This is a genomic window from Streptomyces sp. NPDC028305 (assembly GCF_055569495.1).
Window position 1 is genome coordinate 43,012 of record NZ_JBVHTN010000011.1, and the last position, 17,706, is coordinate 60,717.

The 17,706-nt window shown below is 61.0% G+C and carries 9 protein-coding genes; 7 read left to right on the top strand and 2 right to left on the bottom strand.

Annotation, left to right across the window (positions count from 1 at the left end):
- Positions 1 to 631 precede the first annotated feature (631 nt).
- Complete coding sequence (locus ACZ4WQ_RS39990; protein ID WP_398370728.1) at positions 632 to 955, top strand: helix-turn-helix domain-containing protein; 324 nt, start codon at positions 632 to 634, stop codon at positions 953 to 955.
- Between the two features lie 632 nt (positions 956 to 1,587).
- Here ACZ4WQ_RS39990 and ACZ4WQ_RS39995 read toward each other — a convergent pair.
- Positions 1,588 to 2,670: a hypothetical protein gene (locus ACZ4WQ_RS39995; protein WP_398370726.1), complete on the bottom strand. Its 1,083-nt coding sequence runs from the start codon at positions 2,668 to 2,670 to the stop codon at positions 1,588 to 1,590.
- A 607-nt stretch (positions 2,671 to 3,277) separates the two neighbouring features.
- On the opposite strand from ACZ4WQ_RS39995, the gene ACZ4WQ_RS40000 reads away from it, so the two are divergent.
- The 6 genes from ACZ4WQ_RS40000 to ACZ4WQ_RS40025 all read left to right on the top strand — a co-directional run bounded on the left by ACZ4WQ_RS40000 (position 3,278) and on the right by ACZ4WQ_RS40025 (position 15,692).
- Positions 3,278 to 3,682 carry a transposase gene (locus ACZ4WQ_RS40000; protein WP_468022791.1) on the top strand — a complete coding sequence of 135 codons (405 nt, stop codon included), beginning with the start codon at positions 3,278 to 3,280 and terminating at the stop codon, positions 3,680 to 3,682.
- Positions 3,630 to 6,521: a hypothetical protein gene (locus tag ACZ4WQ_RS40005; RefSeq protein ID WP_398370724.1), complete on the top strand. Its 2,892-nt coding sequence runs from the start codon at positions 3,630 to 3,632 to the stop codon at positions 6,519 to 6,521. Before ACZ4WQ_RS40000 ends, ACZ4WQ_RS40005 begins: the two co-directional genes overlap by 53 nt.
- A gap of 1,084 nt (positions 6,522 to 7,605) precedes the next feature.
- Entirely contained in the window at positions 7,606 to 13,173 is a 5,568-nt protein-coding gene (locus tag ACZ4WQ_RS40010; protein WP_398370722.1) for a DEAD/DEAH box helicase, read from the top strand.
- Between the two features lie 335 nt (positions 13,174 to 13,508).
- A complete protein-coding gene (locus ACZ4WQ_RS40015; RefSeq protein ID WP_398370720.1) occupies positions 13,509 to 14,075 on the top strand; it encodes a DUF4365 domain-containing protein in 567 nt (188 codons plus the stop codon).
- Positions 14,072 to 15,265 carry a hypothetical protein gene (locus ACZ4WQ_RS40020; RefSeq protein WP_398370718.1) on the top strand — a complete coding sequence of 398 codons (1,194 nt, stop codon included), beginning with the start codon at positions 14,072 to 14,074 and terminating at the stop codon, positions 15,263 to 15,265. Before ACZ4WQ_RS40015 ends, ACZ4WQ_RS40020 begins: the two co-directional genes overlap by 4 nt.
- Before the next feature lie 169 nt (positions 15,266 to 15,434).
- Positions 15,435 to 15,692: a hypothetical protein gene (locus tag ACZ4WQ_RS40025; RefSeq protein ID WP_398370716.1), complete on the top strand. Its 258-nt coding sequence runs from the start codon at positions 15,435 to 15,437 to the stop codon at positions 15,690 to 15,692.
- 53 nt (positions 15,693 to 15,745) lie between these two features.
- Here ACZ4WQ_RS40025 and ACZ4WQ_RS40030 read toward each other — a convergent pair whose 3' ends face one another.
- The gene (locus ACZ4WQ_RS40030) at positions 15,746 to 17,602 is read right to left on the bottom strand and encodes a Druantia anti-phage system protein DruA (RefSeq protein ID WP_398370714.1); all 1,857 of its coding nucleotides are present in this window, start codon (positions 17,600 to 17,602) and stop codon (positions 15,746 to 15,748) included.
- Between the last annotated feature and the right edge of the window lie 104 nt (positions 17,603 to 17,706).

The following is a 17,706-nucleotide window of genomic DNA, read 5'->3' on the forward strand; positions in this document are numbered from 1 at the left end:
GGAAATCAGCGAATGAAGTGGGAAGTTGAGGAGCAGGACGATGTCCCACGCCGAATACCGCCACCAGGCACCTCGCCACGATTCCCTATCTTTGGACATCAGGACCATTCTCGCGGGTGCGAGGCCCCCTGAGGCCCTCTCCATCGACCAACACCGCTCACATGGCCTGATCGTCACCGATCACAGCAATTTCGTGAACGTCGAATGGTTCGCTCCCCGGACCTTGAGGCGCGCCGCAGCTAACGAGCAACTCTCAGGCCTACCCATGGGCAGGGCAGACCGTGCCCACGAGGCGGCTCGACGTCATCTGCATGCGGCCGTATTCGGCATCCCCACGGAGCTCGGCTACCTCGTCGAGGCCGACCCGTCAGGCCGCACGGGGACGATGACCGTTCGCACTGGCCAGGCGACCACCGCCGTCGGCTTCGCTGCGGACCTCCGACGAACCCTGGCCGAATGCACAGCACCTACCGCCGACGGCCAGCAACCGTCTCCGCAAAGCCGCAACAAGAATACCGACGTCGCTGACTCTCATGACCTAGACTGGTGTGTACTTGCACCACCACGAGGCATGTGTCGACTCAACCGGCACGGAGGGACGGGACCCATGGCGACGTGGGATCATTTCGGCATGCCCCGGAGCAACAACGACCAACTGCCGGCGACGTACATCGCCTCCGGCGAGTGGCCGTACGCCCGGCTCGTCGAGGACGCCCCCGTCAGCGCGCACTACGGCCAGGCCTTCGCACGCAACCTGGCGACGGCCATGGCGGCCTCCGAGATCGGCCTGCGCACGCTCGGCGACAAGGCGGGCGTCTCCCACGCCACGATCAGCCGGCTGCTCCGGGGGATGGTCCTGCCCGACCTGGGGACCCTGGCGCGACTGGAAGTGGCACTGGGTAAGAGCTTGTGGCCCGGGCCAGCCGCTTGGACTGGAAGAGACCGCAAGTTCTGAGCAGCCGCTCAGAACATGCCTGGGAACGTCGTCCCCATCTCACCGCGCAACATGCGCCCGCCGTGTCCGTCTGGGTCCCTCAGTAGCCCTCAGCATTGTCAGTGACGGGAGGTGCCGTCAAAAGCCGGGTGCCCGACAGTGTGGCAGGGCGCCGACCAAGGCGGACACCGATCCAGTACGGCTGGAGGTTGCATGGCCCTCGACAAGCGACGGGTGCGTACCGCGGTGGTCGGCCACGCCGATTCCGACTCCCTGTGGCCCTTCCGATGGAAGCGATAGAACTCGACGACTTCCGGGCTCGCCCTGCCGACCAGACCTTCTGGTGCGGCGTGTGGCTGGGCGGTTGTGGACACGGTCTCATTAACAAGCTCTACACCGATCGCCCAGGACGACCTCGTTCAGGGGTTCTATCCGGTTTGATCACATGAGCCGAGGGTGGTCAGCGGTCGGGTGCCGTCTCGGAAGTGCTTACACAGGCTGGCAGCGATGTTTTGCCGCAGCCGGTCAGGCGGAGGGTGTCGATGGCCCGCAGTGCGGCCATGGCCTGGGCGCGGTCCCTGTGCGCTTGTCCGATCGGAGGATGTAGTCCGGGTGCAACCGTTCCGCAATGAAGGTATCCGTCGCAAACAGATCTACTCGTCTTGCACGAGTTGCATGGGCCCGTCTTCGCCGGGCGCAAGCACCTGGAGGAACTGACCGGAAGACGTCATGACGTAGCAAATCTCGGTGTCGCCATCGATCCTGGGCGGGGAGACTCCGGCGCGGAGCCGCTCTTGTCGCACCGCCACTGACTTACCCAAGTCGCGCCAACGGCCCTTGAGCTCAACCTGGGTGAGGCGTTCGGTCAGTTCGGTCGCGACCACATCAGCGTCCTCCAACTCTTTAACTTGCGCCTCCACAAACTTGTGCAGTGCGACGTAAGGGTTGGTGGGATCCACGAGCGCTACCGACGCCGCGTTGGCAACCATTGCCTTGCGTCGTATCGCAATCGCGGCTCGCGCCAAATGAAGCTCCCGGACGAAGTGGTCAACCTCCTTCGCCTCGCCGCCAAGAGTCTCCTCCAGACGGCGATAGTCGACCCTGCCGTCGTCATCCATCAGCTCGTCGATGACGCCGCGGTGCTTCTCCAGAAACTGCTGAGAGCGGTAGAACTCGTCGTCTGCACTCTTCAGGGCGAGCTCAAGATTCGGATTGTGGCCGTCAAGCATGAGGCTGATCGCGCGGGACAACTGAGCATCGGCTGACCGCTGATCCTTGATCCGTTCGGCGTAGTGACGTTCCTCTTGGCGACTCAGGATGGCATCAACTCGACGTTGGAATAGACGCTGTTCACGTTGAGCCACCATGTCTACCGCCAGGACAGTTGCGGCGACGGCCAGCACCGGCCAACCTGCCGCGACTGCTCCTCCAGCAACGACAGGCTTCAGAACGGCATGTGTTGTCTTGCCGCCGCTGCGAGAGAACCCTCGGAACCCAGACGTTCCGGCGGCCTTGACGAGCTCTGCCCCCTTTGGCAGCACCACCCGGAACAACGTCGGGCTCTTCGGATTGAGGGCCTCCACTAGCCCGGCCACCACCTGCTGAAGAGCCGCCGCGTTCACGGGCACAGTCCGGAACTTCGCGACCTCCGGCTCGCTGATCGGGTAGTACTCGACAGCGACTGGCGCCGCTGCGGCCTCGAGCGCATCCCAGATCGCGGCGGACGTCGAGCCCACGGATCGGAGAACGTCCTCGGGGACCAGAAGCCCTGCTGGGGGAAACTCGGGCCGAACTTCGACCACTGCCGTGGCGCTTGGTGCAGTGTGTCCGCCAGAGGCGGTGGTGATCCTTCGCGAGAATCTCCAGAGCAGCCAAGCGGTGACAAGCACTGCGATAGCGACGACGGCGACCAACTCAATAGGCATTGGCATCAAGCCAGGTCACGTCCTTCGCCAGGCTGCGATGGTTGGTGCAAACCACACCCGAGCATAGCGAAGATCGCCGCCATACCGGGATCGCGCTTGCGTCGAACGGGGCGCGGAAGACCTCGGCCCCCTACCCAGTGCTACAGCGGCAGGTGACTGCTGACCGTGTGCCGTTGAGCGGTCATGCTGACCGTTGCAGCAGAGGAGCAACACGTGTTGCAAGTGTAGGAGTTAGCGGTCGTTCTCGACGGTCGCGGGCACCTGTTCGCGCGGCCGGAGCCAAGGGAGGTGTTCGCGGAACTGAGGGAGGGACTGCTGTCCGATCTGCGGAAGGAGAACGCGCGGGCCATGTCACGCCGTCACGGATCCAGAAGTTTCTGAAGCGGCTTCGTGGTCGGCAGACGCCCTACACGTCGAGGTGCGCACCTACGTCGCCGAACACTTGAACGACCCGGCTGTGACGCTCGTCCTCGACGACACCCAGGTGCAAGAGAAGGGGGCGAAGTCGGTGCGAGTAGCCTGCCAGCGCCGCGGGGTGACTGGCGACATCCGGAACTGCGAGGTCATGGCGATGCTGACGTGTGCCGCCCCGGGAGGGCACGCCTACATCGAACCCCGCCTGTACCTGCCCGCGGTCTGGACCGACGACCGCGCCCGCTGCCGGGAGGCTGGCGGGGATGGTCGTTCTCGCCCAACGATGTCCGCACTGCCATCGGCTTGTCCCAAACTGTGTCTAGTGCAAGGCGGGACCCAGGGGAGGGAGACCGAGCGTGGCAAGAACGGCGCCTGGCGGATCGACGGAGGTCCTCAAGCACCTACATGAGTACCTCGATGAGCACTTTCGGACGCTTCACACACATCGCCAGGCACTACAGCCGACAGCGCCCGTCTTCGCCCTGGAGCACGATCTCAACCAGGATGATCTCGACTTGCTCTCGAATGCGGTGCGCGGGGCTGTCGCAGAGGGATTCGACATTCGACACCGCACCTGGTGGTTGCCATTCGTAGTGTACGCCGCTGAGATCGGATATCTCTATACCGGAGACGAGTACTGGCCCCTGTTCTCTCAGAAGACACCAGGCTGGGAGCGTGGCCCGCAGTGGAAAATAGATAATAACCGTAAACGCATTAAGCAGTGGTTCCAACAGTTTGCGGCCGAGTACGGCGGGATCGAACCCAAAGGAGCCTTCGCTAAAAATTTCAGCATCATCGCCTGGCCAATCACACATGCCATCATGCCAGCTGACCTGCAACGCCAGATGGCACAGCTCCTATACGAGGCGCGCGCAATACTTACCCAGGCCATGCTTGATGACCCACACATTCTTGGCGCCTGTCTGGCATCGCGCACGGGCGGGCACAGTGATCGCTTCCAAAAATTCTGCTCGAACCAGATCCTGCTCGGACATATTGCCACAGCATTGCTATCAGGCGACGGCGAGACATCTCCACACCTGGCGCAATCCGCACTCATTCGTCTACTTGACGACCTAACGGATGAGCATGATTCACGAAACTGGCTGTACCAGGCTAAGCGCTCGGCACACACAGTCCGCTCTAGTGGATTTCTTCCGACGAGCGTGAGTTCGGGGCCTGCGCACCGAGGACAGCCTCTATCAGCTGCCTCCAATCCGAAGCTCCTCTTGCGCCAGGAAGCCAACGGTTGGTACCCCTATTTGGGCCTACCCGACCTCACGGCTCTTCAAGCGGAAAATAATCAGGTCAGCGAGGAACTGCGGAAACTGCGCCCAAAAATTGAAGGACGACACCAACCACTTCCACGAGGAAAACTGCTGTACCCGGGCAGAGTACCGCTGACCGCATGGCCTCGACCGGGAGTGCCCATAATCCAATTGGAGCAGGGATCCGCACAAGTCAATGAGCTGATCGCCGAGCGTTGCACCATCACCAGGGGCCCATGGTGGCTTTTCCGGAAGCAACCCGGAGGTCTAGCTATCGAGATCAAAGGCGGAATTGTCCGGCCAGGTTATGAATATTGCCTGGTCGGCCGCGCTGGCCTTTCCGCCCTGGCGCTACCTTGGATTTCTGAAACAGCTATTCTTGCTGACGGAGTGAAAGCTTTCGACGTGAAGGCGCCCCGCTCCCTGAGCGAAGAAGAGATCACTCAGCTCGCGGCAGTAGGCCTGTCAGTAGTGTCGAACGTGTCTATCCATCCTGTGGGGCTTATTCCGGCTTCTTGGGACGGGGAAGGAGCTGCTGAGTGGATGGCCGGGGAACCAGCACTCCTCACGGTGAGCTCCACTCAAACTACAGAGAAATGTTCAGTAAGAGTAGACGACGGATTACCTTCCCTGCTCGAATGGCCTGCAGGTAGTCAACAACTAGTATTCGCTCTCGAGAATCTCCCTGTAGGCACGCACGAGGTACATGTTGCACTCCTAACCGGGGGTGCGGGCAGGCCCTTTGTGAGCGGTTCACTTGCTGTCACTATTCGTGATCCTCACCCAAACTTGGAGGAGAACAATGAAGGGGCAGGAATCCGCCTGTTCGCCACTCCAGCCCGCCCGAAGCTAACCGAGATTTGGGATGGCAAGGCAAGTCTCTCGGCAGACGGCCCTGTGGGGACGAGGGCTGATCTGACTATTGTGCTGCGCGACGAAGCCGACAAGGAACTAATTCGCCAGCGTCACCCAATCTCGCTTCCCTTCGAGGACAGCACATGGACGAGATTGGCAGATCAGGAGCTCCGCAAGGGAAAGCTGCAGAGTGCTTACAATGCAGCCGAGTCATGCGAAATATCAGTTTCCCGCAGCGGAGTGGGCTTCGCGTCTCTCAGCTGTGAACGAGGCTTTCATCCGCTCCGTTGGATTCTCACCAAGCAGCGCAACGGTGGGCACACAGCAGGCCTAATCGACCGTACAGACGGCGATTGCACTCAGGTGCTCCTCTTCTCCGTGGAGAATCCTCTGCTCGGTGAGCAGCAAGATGCCCGACGGCCGATCACCGTCCCGGCGGGTGGCGGCATGCTCCGAGCTTCTTCCGGCCATGCGTCCGCAGCCATCATTCTGCCTCCTGACCCAAACTGGCTGCGTCAGAGGCCGAATGACCAGCCAACCATCCGCTGCACAGGCACTCCAATGTCCGACGTGCTCGAACTAATCCATGGTCACCACCGCTGGCAGGATGCTGATCTATCGGCCGACCCCTTCTCCTACCGCCAGCGGCAACTGGTGCTCGACGCGATTACCGCGACCCTCGTGTCCCTCACGGCCGGGAACAGATGGGCTCATCTGGAGCGCAGACGTGGTCGCCTTAGTGAGCATAGGAGACCAGACATGTTGGATGACATGCAGAAGCTCGTAGGCGAGGCTCCAGCACAACGTGCTGTAGCCCGCTACATCGCTGACCATCTCTGGCAGTGGGAGGACTCGCTGCCCGCATTGCGGGAGGGCTTGAGCGAGGCGATTCGCCCCATCGCGGCAGACACTGGTATCGGCGACCCGCGCGTCGCGGCGGAATTTCTGCTGCTTTTTGCAAGCACACCGGGGGCTCTGGAGAGTTGGGACGAGATCGAGCGGGACAAAATGCTGAGGTGCGTGCTGATATCCCCTGTCCTTATTCGTGCGGCTCGATTCACGATAATGAGTGCTGAGGATCTTCGAGAGGCATCAGAGCAATCGGCTATCGGAGGTACCCGGTGAAAGTAACGGTACTCAGCAATCAAGAGGCGGCTGAGTGCACAGTCCGTGCACTCCGGTTGGATGAGACAACAACTGATGCGTTCTCTACCGAGGCGATCTCCGCTTTGCTCCGCCGTGCAGCCTCTTTCCTGTGCCCGTCAACTCCGCGCCGACTTGTAGATGCAGCACTTGAGGCTCTCAGTCCATTGGACGCATCAAGCCTGATTACGCGTCACCATGTGGCAGCACAGCTAGACCTTTTGGTATCGATTGGTGACCTGATCGAGCTTCCTCGCCGAAGTGATCCTAAGGGTCGTCAGATTTACCGGGCTCCACCCTCATTCGTGGAGACGGCGCCCGGACGGTACCTCTTGCTCGGTGTACGGCCCAACGGCGCACCGCTCGTGAACGAATTGCTGGGCGCAGGAATGCGGTACGAGGGCCACACCAGGTCTCTCGAGCTCGACACTCAGCTCGGTCCGGCTCGTTTGCGTGCCGCCAGCCTGCATGAGATACCTCTTGATCACTGGCTCAAGCGACCTAGGACGGATCAGGCGGCCGCGGTCGTCACTGTGATGCGTCAGCGCTTGGACGGAGCGGGTGAGTCTGGAGAGGTCGGCGGTCTCAAGATCATCGATACGGCGGCATCCGTCCTCTACTACCGAGGTCGCTGGCGACAACTCGCGAGCAGTGACTCAGGAGACTTCGTTGCCCGCCGCTCTCAGGCCTACGGCGCCGACTTGTGGTGTTTCGTACGTGTGGAGCAGGGAGCCCCTCGCGCACTCGTGGATCTTCCAGTTGAGGACCTCGCTGCACCAGGCTGCGACGAGGCGTGGCGCACTCAGGCAGCCATCGATGCCTTGGCGGGCGAACCACAAGCCATGCACATACACCCTGCTCCGGGGACGTCCGGCGACCGATGTCTGGACCTGTTCAGCCCCGTGCCCGGGTGGGCGCAGCGCTATCTCGATCTTGTGGGTATGCCTGTCTCACAGGTAAGAGGGGCGCTCGTCTCTTACCGCGTACCGATATCGGCGATCGGTCAAGTGTCGGCGTTCTTCACTGACATGCTATGGATGCACGTCAGTGAAGAGGGAGGGGTGGCGTGACAGTGGAAGCGCCAACGATCGCAGAGACGATCAGCAAGATCCAGACAGCCCTTCGGGACTACATCGAGGCGACCTATCACATCGGGCATCCCACCGTGCTCGACCAGCGTCGCGAGCTGCTCGAGCAAGAAGGCGTGCTGTTCCAGGCCCCCTTCATCGAGAGCACCCCTCGTTACCAGACGGACCGCAGCTTCGGCGATCTGGACCTCGACGAAGCCGTGCGAGAGCTCCTCAAAAGCCTGTCGACACATGCGGCTGGCTCGAAGCGCCTGCTGTACGACCCGCCCTACACCCACCAGGCTGAGGCACTGGAGTCGACCGCTCGGGATGGCCTGAGCCTGGCAGTCACCACCGGTACAGGTTCGGGGAAGACTGAGTCGTTCCTCCTACCGATGCTGGCCAAACTCGCGGCAGAGGCCGCACACAAGCCCGAGTCCTTCAAGGTTCCGGCTGTGAGGTCTCTGATCCTCTACCCGATGAACGCGCTAGTGAACGACCAGTTGGGCCGTCTTCGCCTCCTACTGAGCGATCCACGCGTCACTGCCAAGTTCAGCGAGTGGGCCGACCGTCCGGCACGCTTCGCTCGCTACACCAGCCGGACACTGTACCCCGGCGTGCGCAAGGCCAAGAAGGACCAGACGCGTCTTCGCTCCATCGATGACTTCTACATCAACCTGATCGACCTGGCGAACGACTCCTCATCGCCCCAGCGCGACGAAGCAGCGGCTCTCATCAAGGAACTGGAGGCACGTGGCAAGTGGCCAGCTAAGCCGGATCTGAAGACGTGGTATGGCAAGAGCGGTTCCCGGTGGAAGAACAAGGCTGGTGAGTTCATCCGTGCCGTCACCCGTCCCGAAGACCCGGAGCTTCTGACACGCCACGAAGTGCTGGAAGAGCCTCCAGACGTCCTGATCACGAACTACTCGATGCTTGAGTACATGCTGATGCGTCCGCTTGAGCGGCCCGTATTCGATGCCACACGGGACTGGTTGGCGAACAATCCCGACGAGAAGTTCCTTCTGATCATCGATGAAGCTCACATGTACCGCGGAGCCGCCGGCGCCGAGGTGGCACTCCTGCTCCGTCGTCTACGCGCGAGGCTCGGTATCCCGGCGGAGCAGTTGCAGGTGATCTGCACAAGTGCCAGCTTCACGAGCTCCCGGTATGCGCGTCAGTTCGCCGCGCAGTTGAGCGGCAAGTCCGAGGCCGACTTCAAGAGCGTCGAAGGCAAGCTCTCCCTTCGGGCAGGCGCCAGCACAGGGAGCCTGCAGGATGCACAGGCCCTGGCTGCCGTGCCGATGCACGATTTCTATCAGAGTGAAGGGGACGACGCCCGCATTGCTTCTGTACAAGGCCTGTTGGATTACCGTGAGGTGGGCCTGAGGCCGGGTGTCACGGTCGGCGAACTGCTACACGAGGCGCTCCACGCCCTCGGTCCGATGAATCTCCTCGTCAACGAGACCATGAAGCAGGCAGAGCCCGTCAGTGACCTGGGCACACTCATCTTCCCGGATGTGGACCAAGTTCTCGCTGACAGAGCCGTTTCTGCTCTGGTTGCACTCGGTAGCGCGGCACGACGGTCGGTGGACGGTGTAGGGCTGCTGCCGTGCCGCGTGCATGCGTTCTTCCGCGGTCTCCCCGGGCTCTGGGCATGTCTCGACCCTGACTGCCCGGAGGTCGACCGAGAGGTTTACCCAGAGCCAGGCCCAGTGGGTCGACTTTATGCCCAGCCCAGAGCAGCCTGTGACTGCGGAACCAGGGTTTTTGAGCTGTACACGTGCCGACATTGTGGCTCCTCCTACGCGCGGGCCTATACCGACGACCTCGCCAACCCCTCGCACCTGTGGAACGAGCCGGGAGGAGCCTTCCAGTCCGCGTCCGGCCTCATCCCGGAACTGCAGCCCCTTGACCTGCTACTCGAAGAGCCCTACGAGAAGAACGTCGAACTGGCCGACCTCGACCTGGTCACCGGCAGACTTAACCCAGAGAAGGTACTCGATCGTCGCGTCCGCAGCGTTTTCCTTCCTGGGCTTCGGAGTGGGGAACCAATCGCTGGCGAAGATGACGGCGACGAGGCCGAGGCGGACGGTCAGTTCAAGCCTTGCGGTGTCTGCGGTCGGCGCGCAGGCTACGGACGCTCGTCAGTGCAAGATCACCAAACGAAGGGTGACCAACCATTTCAGGCCTTGGTGACCCGTCAGCTTGAAATGCAGCCACCAGGCGCGCAGCCGAACACCGACTTCGCGCCATTGCGTGGGCGTAAGGTGCTCGCTTTTTCCGACTCCCGTCAGGTCGCCGCCCGTCTCGCTCCGAACCTGCAGAGTTACTCTATGCGCGACGCCATGCGGCCCCTGATCGTGTGCGGGTGGCAAGAGCTAGAAAAGACGATGCTCGAGCCCATGCTGTCCATGAACCATCTGTATCTGGCAGTAATGGTTGGCGCCCGCCAATTGTCGGTTCGGCTTCGCCCCGAACTGCGTCCTTCTGAGTCACTTCACGTCCTGGACAGGGTCGAAGCGGCCATCGAGAAGGGCGCGCTCAAGGGCAATCCCGGCGAGCTCATGCAGTTGTTCAGCATCACCGATCCGCCACCGCATGCGCTGATGCGGACGATGTACGCGACGCTCACGGACAAATACCTCGGCCTCGCATCCCTCGGCCTCGCATCCCTGCGCGAGCCCCGAGCCAGGACTGCTGATTTACTCGCAACGCTCCCCGACATCGACGGCGTGGCGGTCAGCGAGGAATCCAAGCTGGGGCTCATGCGAATGTGGCTCATGCAATGGACGACTCCCGGCATTTGGTTCCCGTCCATGACCGATGGCGACTGGTGGAAGACGGAAGGTGGCGTCCACCCGCACACAGGTAAATTTCAATCGATTGACCAGTGGCTCGACTCCAAGGCAGCGAAGAAGCAGTTCAATGACACATGGCTGCCTACACTGCTTCAGGAGTTCTGCGAAGCGGTGGCTGGGAAATACCGACTGTCAGCCTCGAAGGTCTACTTGGATCTCGAAACGACTTGGGGCTATTGTGAACGCTGTCGTTTCACCCAGCGACCGTTCCCCGGTTCTTCCCGGTGCGTCAATTGCCGAGACGACCAAGTCCGTACGCTAGACCCCGATACAGACTCGGTCTTCCAAGCCCGTAAGGGGTACTACCGCGCCAGCGCCACACGAGCTCTACGGGACAGCCCCGAGTCTCCCATGAGCATCATCGCCGCTGAGCATACGGCGCAGCTCAATGCCGCGGCACAGTCAGAGGCTGTCTTCTCCAAGGCAGAAGAACATGAGCTGCTGTTCCAAGATGTCGACCTCGGTCTGCCCGGATCCGGAGATCGGAAGAAACCCGCCGCCATCGATGTTCTGTCTTGCACGACCACCATGGAAGTGGGCATCGACATCGGAAATCTGTCTGGTGTCGCTCTGCGCAACATGCCACCTTCGCGCGCGAACTATCAGCAGCGCGCAGGTCGGGCCGGTCGGCGGGGCAACGCAGTCGCCACTGTACTGGCCTTCGGAAGCGCTGACACCCACGACGATCATTACTTCCGCCAGCCGGCACTGATGATCCGCGGTCCGGTCGATGACCCAGTACTGACGATGGACAACGAGGAGATCACACGCCGTCACGTAATCGCGTACCTGTTGCAGCGCTACCACCAGGACCGTCTTCCTGATATCGACCCCGACGAGCAGCCACAGCTTTTCGAGGTACTGGGACAAATCACGGACTTCACCGGGACAACTTCCCCACTGAACAGGGCCGACCTGGAAGGGTGGCTGAACGCCAATGCAGACTCTCTTCGGCAAGACATTGCGGCATGGCTCCCCGACGAGCTCGACCAAAACGGCCACCACTCCGTCCTAGAAAACTTCGTCACAAGGACTCTCGACTCGATCGACGAGGCCCTTGACCTCGATGTCAGCGGGCACCCTGTAACGGCCTCCGGCAGTGACGCGTCATCAGAGTCTGATGAGGAGGATACGGAGGACCCAGCCGAGGATCCGGAGGAGCCGAATGCCCGGCGGACCCAGAAGAACCTGCTCGATCGACTCCTATACAAGGGAGTGCTGCCGCGTTACGCGTTCCCGACGGATGTCGTCTCGTTCTACGTCTTTGATATCGATCGGTCGACGCGGTTCAAGCCTGAGTTCCATTATGCGCCCAGTCAGGGTCTTGCGGTAGCGCTCAGCCAGTACGCGCCCGGCAAGGTGGTGTGGATCGATAACAAAGAATGGACCTCCGAGGCCATCTACGCGCCAGTCCAAGAGGCGCGTCACCAAGCTTGGCGGGACAAGCTGCTCTACTTTGAGTGCCAGGTGTGCCATTACGCCAACTACTACTCGTACGGCGAGGCCGCGCCTGGGGATGAACGCAACTGTCCGGCCTGCCGTGCCGAAGGAAAGTTCGGCAAGGCTAAGAATTGGATGCGCCCGCCAGGGTTTGCGCACCCGGCCAGGAAGGATCCCGGCACTAGTGCCGACAAGGCCCCGGCTCGCAGTTACGCCACGCGAGCCAAGCTCATGGCGTCCGGGCCGACCGAGGAGAGCGCCTGGCAAAGCGTCACGAACCGGCTAGAGCAGACGTATCGCCGCGAGACGCTGCTGGTGACGAACACCGGTCCCCGCAGCGAGGGGTACACCTACTGCACGCTCTGCGGGCTCATTGAGCCGACAGCCTCGGCCACGGGCGTGGTGAATGGGACACACAAGAAGCCCTACCCCGACGAAAAGGAACCGAACTGTCCCGGATCTCGCTCGACCCGCGGTCTGGTGCTCGGTACTGACTTCATCTCCGACGTGCTCCTCGTCCGTCTCAAGGTAGATTCGCCCATCACCCTCAAGCCGGACTACCTATCGACACACATCGCGCTGCGCACAATTGCTGAGGCCCTGACGATTGCTGCGACACGGAAGCTCGGAATCGAGGCCACGGAGTTGCAAGCGGAATACCGTCCTGCGCTGACACCTCTTGGTGGCGAAGGCCGCGAAGCCGACATCTACATGTACGACACCCTCGCCGGCGGTGCCGGCTTCACTCGCCGGGTCAACGACCACGGCATGGAGATCTTTAGGCAAACGCTGGGCCTTCTCGAAGACTGCCCAGCGAACTGCGATGAGTCCTGCTACCGCTGTCTGCGCAGCTTCCGCAACCGGTTCGAACACAACCTCCTTGACCGCCACGTCGGGGTCAGCCTCCTCCGCTACCTGATCGACGACACGCCACCGGCTCTTGACGAAGCACGACTCGCGCGATCGACCGACAGGCTCTTCGAGGATCTCGACAGCCGAGAGCTCGGTATCTCGTTCGAGCGAGGCGTCAAGATCGACGTCGAGGGTGTCGGTCCGGTCACTGCGCCCATCCTGGCCAGGAAGTGTGACCGTGAATGGATCATTGGTGTTCATAGCCCGCTGACTCCGGGCGTAGCACCGAACGACCGGTTGCGGCGTGCCCAGGAAAGTGCCGAGAAGAGCAAAGTTTCGGTCCACCTGGTCGACGATCTGGTGATTTCCCAGAACTTGCCATTCGCGACCCAAACCGTTCTGAGGGCTCTGGCATGAGCCAGAACTAGATGCGATGCCTATCGGCGGTCGGGCACGCGAGGCACTTCTGCAACCGCTTACCCCTTAGATATGGCGACACTGAGGCCTGAGTTTGGCCGAGTTGGTCTCCATTACCTCTCCTGCTCACGCGGCAAGGGGAGATAGCCCCATAGGGCGGCGGCCTGCATATTGCTATGCGGGCCGCCGCCCGTGCTGAAATCATGAAGGTACTTAGCGGCGCCCTACACGAGAATAGACGGGACCAACATAAGCGAAAACCTTAACATCTTGAACGTTACTCCCTCCTTCGTGACTCGCTTCGGCAATCAATGAAGGAATACCAAAGGGGAAATATGGCCGAAGGCGGCACTAATGAAATGATGGGCGAACAAGACCTTGCGGAGGGTCAGATACCTATCACAGCACTACAGGAGCACTTCAGTGTATCGTTCACTCGCATGATCGCTTACGCGGCCGGGTGCTCCATAAAAACCCATGAGACCGATTATGAGGGCGTTGACATTACGATCGTTTCTTCGACAGAGTATCGCGGCTACTACGGGCCGCAGTTCGAGCTTCAATTGAAGTGCACCTACCAGGAGAGCTTACTTAAAGATGACAGCATGACGTGGAAAATGAAGGCAAAACCGTTTCAGAAACTAACTCGCACGAAGCGGTATATTCCCGCCTACCTTGGCATCCTCCTCATTCCACGCGATCCGGAACCCTGGCTTCACGCAAATGAATATGGCTTGTATACGCGTAGCCGCATGTTCTGGGAGTCTGCGGATAACCTGAGATATGACGGCTCGATCAATGATTACCACACGGTACATCTACCACGCCGAAACCTCTTCACGGGTGAGCAGCTTCTGGGCATCATGAAGTCAATCGGCGATGCAGAGAGGGGTCTGAGGTGACCCGAGCCGCGTTTGACAGCTACCGTGAGATTGCATCCGCGCTGACTCCTCCCGCAGTCTCTCAGTTCCTGGCTTCTCACGACTGGGAGCTGGAACAGAAGCAGCCGGAGGTTCGCGAGGTCTGGCGCTACCGGTCGGCCTCATTGGCCACCGCGCCCCGTGTCATGGTCCCGCTAGCTACAGATTTCGCAGACTTCGCACCACGCTTCGCGGACACGTTGGAGTCGCTCGGGCATATTCACGACTGGGATGCCGGGCAACTACTGGAACACATCATCGCTACACGAGCGGACTTGTTCTTCGTGCGTCTCGATCAAGAAATGATCGATGGGACAATCCCTTTTCGACAGGCCGAAAAGACACTACAAGCCATCCTCAAGTTGATGAAGTCAGCTGCAACTACAGCAGTTGACCCTAATCATCCAAATAAAGGACGGCGGCCGGCAGCGGTCAACGAGTTCCTGGAAGAGGATGTAAGGCTGGGGCACACGAAGCGTGGCAGCTTTGTCTTCACCGTAGTATCCCGTCTAGGCGAGGTTAATCCGCAACCAGTCGATGACCACGAGGAACATGCTATACCTTTTCCACGGCAAGTCATGGAAACTTTGGCCAGAGGCCTAGAGACCACAAAGCGTCTAACACAGTCCTGGGACGAAGAGGCTCTCTCAGCTCCAAGCAGCCTAGGGCTTAGTACGGGGCTAGTGGAGTCGCTCGAAGAGATGTCACTGTCACAGCACCTTCGCTCACTGGACTTTTCTTTCGAGTGGGCAGCGGCTGAACGTAGGCCGGACGTGGGCCTAGCAACAATTACGCTAGACCGAGACACAATTGTTGAGCTTCCGCGTGTTCGAGAACAACTTGTGCAAAGGGAAGAGCCCGTACGGCGTGAAAGGCTAGCCGGTCTCGTTAGGTCGCTTATACGGGAAGATTCGACGCCCAATGGCGAAGAGGCAGGAACAGCTATCATCGTGGCGGAGGTGAAACGAAAGACTTTGCGAGTTCATGTTCCATTGACGGGAGCGAATCACAGCTGGGCGATCATGGCCTATGAGCGCCAACTTCCCTTTACTGTGACGGGCGACCTGTCCTACGAGCGCCGCACTTGGCGCCTAACCGGCAGCATCGAAGTCGATTCGAGCTTCCTGCGCCACCTTACAGGTTCGGAAAATCCCGACTCGGGCACTTCCTGAGGAGACGCTTATCGGGTTGATAGTAGGCAAACCATGGGCGTCCCCGCCTGACCTGTTACGGCGACATTCCGTCCGGGCGGAACGTGGCCTGCACGATCGTCCGGCAGTACCCTCGGGAGGCGGGGATGAGATGCCCGTGCGTTTACTGGCTCAAAGACATCGACGAAGCATGGATGCCGCGCAACTGGCTGGGGTGGCAGTGCTCGCGTATGGTCACCAAGAGCACGGGCCGCACGACAACCAGTTAGCCTGCTATCTGCCGGACTGTGACGTCTTTCTCTCCGAGGACCGGCACCTCGTCGGCGCCCTACAGCGGGTGAAGGAGCCGGTGCCCATTCCCCTGCCGCCGATCCGCTGGGTCGACATCGAGGCGAGCAGCGGTCGGGCTGTGGATGTAATCGCAGCCGCGCTGGACCGACATACATGACGCCTCGTGCCGCTCCAGACATGACCCGCACTCGCCGAAGGGGCGCCTCCCGGCTATGTGAAGATGGGCAGCATTCCTTGGTTGATCGGCGGCATCCCGTCTGCAGTAGGCAACGGTACCCGGGCGCCATGCCGGACTGGGCGGACCAGCCGATGGGAACGCATGGACTCAAGGACGTCCTGGCGTGCGGCCCTCTGTCGGCACCAGCGTTCAAGCCACCAGTTGGCGACCCTAGCGTCTGCTTCAGGCAGATCGGGATTGAGTAGGTACTCCGGTTCCTCATCGACGCCGAGTGAGTAGTCTCGCAGGTTTTCGACCAACGGAACTCCGTAGAGGATGCGTTCACGTCCGTGCCTGAGGAGTTCGTTGGCGGGCCACCCAAGTGCGGCGATCCCTAGCCTCACCTTCCGTAGACGAGGGCTGACTCCTTCACCGAACAGATTGTTGACTCGTACGAGCGATCCGCGTAGGGCCGAAAGCCGAACAAGGGCTTCGACGGTCTCACTGGAGAAGTGAGAGGTTCCAAAGGAGCGTGACCGTCCAAGTTCGTGAAACCCGATCCGGGCGTTGCTCTTTCCTCCCATCACCTCAGCAGGCCAGAACAATCGGTTGTACTGGCTTGAACCAGTTCCGTAGAGCGACGTGGTTCCGATGAAGGAAAGGCGAGGCTCGCGCAGGATTGGGCGGCCGGCCATCGCAGAGGCAATCTCACTGGGGCGTGAATACTTTTCGCGGTAAGCAGTCAGTACCCTCGGTGAGACGGCCAGGGCCCCTACGAGCTTACCTGCCACCAGCGCATTATAAGGCGCCACGGCGCCACAGATGGTGAGGTCGGCGATGACGGTGCCGACCCGCTCTCCTCGTGCGCGGCGTACCACGCGACGCATCTGGGCCCGCGCCTTCGAATCGGAGAAAGCTTTGGTGAGTCCTTCGGCTGTGGGCGGAGAGAGATAGGCCCCTAGGAGGGTGACGATCTCCAAGGTCTCGGCAAGCGCTGCTGAACGCTTACTGCGAAACAGATCTGTCGTGGCCCGATCCACCCACGCACCACGCTCTATGTTGCGGACCTCGCGGATTGTGCTGGCCTGGTGGTGTCGCTGACGGTGCCGTTCAGCGTCAGCCCGCAGCCGGCCGATTGCTTCCGAGTTAGGCGTCGCCAGGTCGGTCGGTTGAAGGATCCCGTCGCGGAGGAGATCATCAACATAGATCTCTTCCTGCTGAATCTTGATCCGTCGGGCCAGCCAGCGGGCGATGTCAGCAGTGGGCTCAGCCCGCACCTGCTCAAGAAACTGATCAGTTTCCCAGCCCATCCAGTGGTCGCGCTCGGCGATTTGAACAACCGGGCTGGAGATCGCCGCCAGCCCAATGACGGTGTGGAATTCAGTGGCCGCGTCCCGGATCAAGATTGGCATCGAACGGCCGGGCACGGTTGCGTAGGCGTTAGACCAAGTATGACGGAAGTAACGCCAGATGTCGTGAAGCTTGAAACCTGTCAGATCGCAGGTCGAGGAGTCCACGATCTGAACGTACGGTCTGATGACGTCTGTGGATGCGCCGGCACTCTGTAGTGCGTCCGCCAGCTCCCGGCCGTCGCGCATCAGATTGAAGATGGAGACCAGCCGGCCGCCGTGCTGGTGCGTGCGCTCCATACCCTCGACGAAGCGTTGAACGCTGCTCTGCCCGAGTTGCTCGTCCCGACGCAGATGCTCCTGGCGTCGGATACGGGCTTTCTCCTTCTCTCGGTCACCGCTCGCCAACGGGGGAGTGAAGACGTGCCCGGACTTATCGGCCTGGATCGTCCAGCCCTGATCTACCAGATCGATGGCGGTGTGAGCAGCTGCCGCGAGCAGCGGCTGCTCGTACAGGTTCTTGATCTTGGCTGCCTGAATCCAGTGATCGTGACTGTTCACCTCGGTGGATCCGAGCGGAGCACTTGCCAGCAGGGTGCAGAGACGAGCGAACGCCTGCCTCTCCCGGCGGGAAGCGTCGGCGGGGAGCCTGAGGGTAACGGGCT